Origin of the sequence: Streptomyces sp. NPDC020965, assembly GCF_044333555.1 — a bacterium.
GTDB lineage: Bacteria > Actinomycetota > Actinomycetes > Streptomycetales > Streptomycetaceae > Streptomyces.
On sequence record NZ_JBIRRE010000014.1, the window covers coordinates 129,753 to 135,013 of the forward strand.

The window sequence follows — 5,261 nt, forward strand, 5'->3', positions numbered from 1 at the left end:
CGGGGGCATCGCGCGGTGGCGCGCTCCCGTACGGGCGCGCCACCGCCGCTCCGGGCGTCCGTCGGCGGTGCGCCGACAACCGCCCCCGCCGGCCACCCGGATCCGGTCGGTGATACGCGCCCGTGAGCCGGAAAGCCGTACTCTCACCCGCTCCGCTCCCCGACCGGGACGATGAGCGGAGCACGACCCGCGCGGTACTGCGCGGCGCCGGACTGCTGCTGGCCGTCGGCGTACTGCTGCTGATGGTGGTCCTCAGCACCTGGATCGGGACCAAGGACACCTCCCTCGGGCAGGTCTGGTCCGCGATCCGGGGCGACGACGGCTCCTACGCCACCGGAGTCATCCGGGAACTGCGGCTGCCGCGCACGCTGATGGGGCTGGCCGTCGGCGCGGCGCTCGGGGTCGCGGGCGCGGTGATGCAGGCCATGACCCGCAATCCGCTCGCCGATCCGGGACTGCTCGGTGTGAACGCCGGGGCGTCCGCCGCGGTGGTCCTGGGCATCGCGGTCCTCGGCCTGGGCACCTTCACCTCGCTGGTGTGGGCCGCATTCGCCGGCGCCGGAGCGGCCACCGTCCTCGTCTACGTGCTCGGCGCATCGGGGCGGGCCGGGCCGACACCGGTACGGCTCGCGCTGGCCGGGGCGGCGGTCAGTGCCTGCCTGGGCGGGGTCATCGGCGGGCTCACCGTGTTCAACGCGGCCTCCTTCGAATACATGCGGTTCTGGATGGTCGGCTCGCTCGCCGGTCATGATCCGGATCTGCTGCGGCAGTTGCTGCCGTTCGTGGTGACCGGTCTGGTGGTCGCCCTGCTGATGGCGCGCTCGCTCAACTCCCTCGCCCTCGGCGAGGAACTGGGCCGGGCGCTCGGCACCGGGGTGGCGCGGACCCGGCTGGCCGGCGTCGTCACCGTGACCCTGCTCTGCGGCGCGGCGACCGCGGCCGCCGGGCCCATCGGGTTCGTCGGACTCGTCATCCCGCTGGTGGCGCGCTGGCTCACCGGCCCCGATCTGCGCTGGGTGCTGCCGTACTCCCTGGTCCTGGCGCCGATCCTGCTTCTCACCTCGGACATTCTAGGGCGGGTGGTGCTGCCCGAGGGAGAGCTGGAAGTGGGCGCCGTAACCGCTCTGGTGGGTGCGCCCGTATTCATCGCCATGGTGCGCCGGCGCAAGGAGATCTCGCTGTGACCACCACCACCGGCCGTCCCGGCCCCCCGTCCGACACACCGAAGGGAGTCGGTGCGAACCGGCCGGTGAGTCTGCTCTCCGCCAGGATCACCTTCCGGCTGCACCGCCGCACCGGCGAGGTCTGCCTGCTCGCGGTGGCGCTGTCCGCCGTGGCACTGGTGATCAGCCTCAGCGTCGGCGCCTATCCGGTCCCGCTGCCCGATGTGGCGCGGGCGCTCTTCCAGGGCACCGGGGACCGGTTGGCGGTCCACTTCGTCAATCAGGAACGGCTGCCGCAGGCACTGCTGGCGGTGCTGGTGGGCGCGGCCCTCGGGGTCAGCGGCGCCATCTTCCAGAGCATTTCCCGCAATCCGCTGGCCAGCCCGGACGTGGTCGGGTTCAACAGCGGCGCCGCGACCGGCGCCATCGCGGTGATCGTCACCCTCGGCGGTGCCGCCAGTGCGGCGGCGACGGCGCTGGGGGCCATCGGCGGTGGTCTGGCCACCGCCCTGGTGGTCTTCGTGCTGGCGAGCCGGGGCGGGCTGCACGGGGTGCGGCTGGTGCTGATCGGCCTGGGGGTGACCGCGATGCTCGGCTCGGTCAACTCGTACCTGCTGACCCGTGCCAGCCTTAACAACGCCCAGAGCGCCCATATCTGGCTGGTCGGCACCTTGAACGGCCGGGGCTGGAGTTCGGTGCAGATGATCGCGCTCGCCCTGGTCGTGCTGTTGCCCGCGGCGATGCTACTCGGCCGCCCCCTGCGGATGCTCGAACTGGGTGACGAACTGGCGAACGGACTCGGGGTGCGGGTCGACCGGGCGCGGATCGCCCTGACCGTCCTGGGCGTCGGGCTCTGCGCGGTGGCGGTGGCGAGCGCCGGTCCGATTCCCTTCGTGGCGCTGGCGGCGCCGCAGATCGCGGTGATGCTCACCCGCAGCCCGGGGGTCAGTGTGCTCGCGGCGGGGGCGGTGGGCGCGGCGCTGCTCTCGCTGGCGCATGTGGTGTCCAGCCAGTTCTTCACCGCGCTCGCCTGGGTGGGGGACCGGGTGGGCTGGCTGAAACTCGTGGACGACTCACAGCGCAACAACCTGCTGCCGGTGGGGGTCACCACGGCGGTACTCGGCGGCGCCTATCTCGCCTGGGTCCTCTTCAAGCGGCGCGGGACGGGCCGCGCCTGAGCGGGTCCCCGGCACTGCCGGCCCGGTCCCGCGGCGGCGCGGGAGGTGGGCGGCCGGGGGCGTCGGCATCGGTGTACACCGAACACAACAAGCCATTCCCAGCGGGCTATTGTTCCGAATCGATCACTGAGGTTAGCCTTACCTAACCCAAAGGAGGACTCAGTGACCAATCCGTTCGAGGACGAGGACGGCACCTATCTGGTGCTCGTCAACGACGAGGGACAGCACTCCCTCTGGCCCGCCTTCGCCGAGGTTCCGGCCGGGTGGACGACGGTCCACCCGGAGGACTCGCGCCAGGCATGTCTGGCGTATGTCGAGGAGAACTGGACCGATATGCGTCCCAAGAGCCTCGTGGAGAGCATGGCGAACGACCGGCCATGACCGCACCGCGGCTGCGAGCGACGACGGGATGGGCCGCGCGAGGAGAGAGTGTGGGCACCGGTGAGCGGGACTGAGAACGGCACCACCGGCCGCGGGACCGACGGCGGTCCGGTGGCCGAGACGGCGGACCGCCGGCCGGGCGGCGCGCTCCGCAGACGCAGGTTCCTCGCCGGCGCCGGGGCCCTGGGGGGCGCGGTCGCCGTGGGGGGCGGTATGGCCCTCACCGAGGGCCGTGGCCACGCCGCGGTGCCACCCCGGCCCGATCTGATGACCGCCGCCCTGGGCACTCCGCTCGCCGACCTTCCCGGCGCCACCGAGGCCGCGCGGTCGAAGGCCGGCACCGTCCGCGCGGACCCGGCGGTGAGTCGCGCGTTACGGGCGGCCCGGCAGCTCACCCCCTTCCGGGACCCATTGCCCATCCCCCGGGTACTGCGGGGCCGGAAGGGACAGTTGACCGTGTCCCTCCGGGAGGCCCGGTTACGCCTGCACAGCGCGCTCCCGCCGACCCGGCTCTGGACCTACGAGGGCACCCATGTGGGGCCCACGATCGAGGCACGGAGCGGGCGGCGGCTGCGGATCGCCTGGGAGAACGACCTGGACGGGGAGTTCCCCGTCCCGGCGGTCCGGGTGCCGTTCGCCTACGATCCGGCGCTGCCCCTGATGTGGGACCGGCCCGGCCGCGAGGGCGCCACCGCCCGTGCGGACGTGGCGCGGCTGCCGCCCTGGGCGGCGGTCCATCTGCACGGCGCCATCACCGGCGGCGGCAACGACGGCTGGGCGGAGAACGCGGTCCTGCCCGGCGCGGCCCAACTGGCCGAGTATCCCCACCAACAGCCCGCGGCCGGGCTCTGGTACCACGACCACGCCATGCACATCACCCACCTCAATGTGATGACGGGGCTGGGCTCGGGCTCGTATCTGATCCGGGACGAGGAGGAGGCCGAGCTGCGGCTCCCGTCCGGCGACCGTGAGATACCGCTGGTCGTCTTCGACCGGAATCTCGATGTGGACGACGAGGGCGCCCTCACCGGTGGCCTCCTCTACAAGGGCATTGTCGTCATCGCCGAGCCCTATCAGTTGGTGCGCCCCTTCACCGGTCCCTTCAACCTGGTCAACGGGGTGATCTGGCCCCATCTGGAAGTCGCCGCCGGCTGGTACCGCTTCCGTGTCCTCAACGCCTCCAACAGCCGCCCCTATCTGCTGAAGGTCCTCGACGAGGACGGCACCGAAGTACCGTCCGACGCGCTGGTGATGATCGGTACGGACGCGGGGCTGCTGCCCCGCCCCGCCCCGGTGGCCGGCGGGGTTCCCCTCACTCCGGGCGAACGCGCCGATCTGCTGGTCGACTTCTCCCGCTTCCGGGGGCAGCGGCTGCGGCTGGTCAACGACTCCCCTGAGCCCGGCATCCGGCCCGATCTGATGCAGTTCCGCGTCGGGTCCCGGGCCGACGCGGGCGGCTTCGCCCCACCGGCCGTGCTCGCCGCGTCCTTCCGGCCGCCGGGCCCGGCCGAGACGGCCCGGGCGACCGAGCGGCTGGTGGTCGTCACACCCGTCTACCCCAAGGACCCGGAACTCTGGGAGATGGTGGAGACCGGCCCGCCGAGCGGACCGCTGCCCATCGACGGAATCATCCAGATCGAGGAGGCGGACGGCACCGTACGGACCTTCCAGCGGGTCTCCGCCACCTTCCACGACCCGGTGCGGTTCACCGTCCCCTCCGGAGCGACCGAACGCTGGACCTTCCTGAGCCTGGAGAGATCCCCGGGTGCCTATCCACACCCGATGCATCTGCACGCGGTCGCGTTCCAGGGCGTCAGCCGTGAGGTGTACGACGTCAGCTCCTTCGCCTTCTTCGAACAGGAGGGCGGCGGCTACGGCGCCGGAACCACCAGGCCCCTGAGACGGACCGGTGGTCGAAGCCTCACGGCGGCCGAGCAGGGGCCCAAGGACGTCATCAGGCTGGCACCGGCCGAACGCCTCACGGTGGTGGCCCGCTTCGACGGACCACCCGGCCGGTTCATGCACCACTGTCACACCTATGAGCACGAGGACATGATGATGATGCGTCCCTTCCTCGTGCAGCCGAAGGCCGTTCTCGACCTGGCCCCGCACGGCGGCGGCAGCGGGCCCGGCGCCCACCACTGACCCGGGCCCGCCGCCCCACCCCTGACCCGGGCCCCCGCCGCGTCACGCCCGTACCCACGGGACCGTGCACCGCGGCGGCTCCCCCGGCCCCTGCCGGGCCCGGACCGCGGCATCGGCCGCCCCCGGCCGGGCCCCCCGCCGGGGGGCCACTCGGACGGCGAGCACACCAGCCGACGTACGGACACCAGTCCCTCCCCCTGGACGGGAGGCGGCCGGGGTGCCCGCGCACACCGGTGCGCCCTCGCGCGCACCGGACGGACCGACATATCCACCGGCCCGGCTCCCGGCGTCCAGGGCCCGACCAGCGCGCATGGGACCGGGACCACCGCACGATCACGACCCCACGACCACCACCACCGGACTCGGGCGAGTCCGTTCTGCCGGGAGATTTCGC

Annotated in this window: 4 protein-coding genes; all 4 read left to right on the plus strand. The window is 72.8% G+C overall.

Annotated features, from left to right (window positions below; all coding sequences use genetic code 11):
* Nucleotides 1-197: 197 nt before the first annotated feature.
* The 4 genes from ACH4S7_RS32645 (at nt 198) to ACH4S7_RS32660 (ending at nt 4,867) form a co-directional block, all read left to right on the plus strand.
* Entirely contained in the window at nt 198-1,184 is a 987-nt protein-coding gene (locus ACH4S7_RS32645) for a FecCD family ABC transporter permease (protein ID WP_398525017.1), read from the plus strand.
* Nucleotides 1,181-2,341 (plus strand): FecCD family ABC transporter permease, encoded by a 1,161-nt coding sequence (locus ACH4S7_RS32650; RefSeq protein ID WP_398524992.1) that lies wholly within the window; start codon nt 1,181-1,183, stop codon nt 2,339-2,341. Before ACH4S7_RS32645 ends, ACH4S7_RS32650 begins: the two co-directional genes overlap by 4 nt.
* A gap of 162 nt (nt 2,342-2,503) precedes the next feature.
* Complete coding sequence (locus tag ACH4S7_RS32655) at nt 2,504-2,722, plus strand: MbtH family protein (protein WP_392032503.1); 219 nt, start codon at nt 2,504-2,506, stop codon at nt 2,720-2,722.
* A 60-nt stretch (nt 2,723-2,782) separates the two neighbouring features.
* Nucleotides 2,783-4,867, plus strand: a complete 2,085-nt coding sequence (locus ACH4S7_RS32660) for a multicopper oxidase family protein (RefSeq protein WP_398524993.1) — start codon at nt 2,783-2,785, stop codon at nt 4,865-4,867.
* The last annotated feature ends 394 nt before the right edge of the window (nt 4,868-5,261 follow it).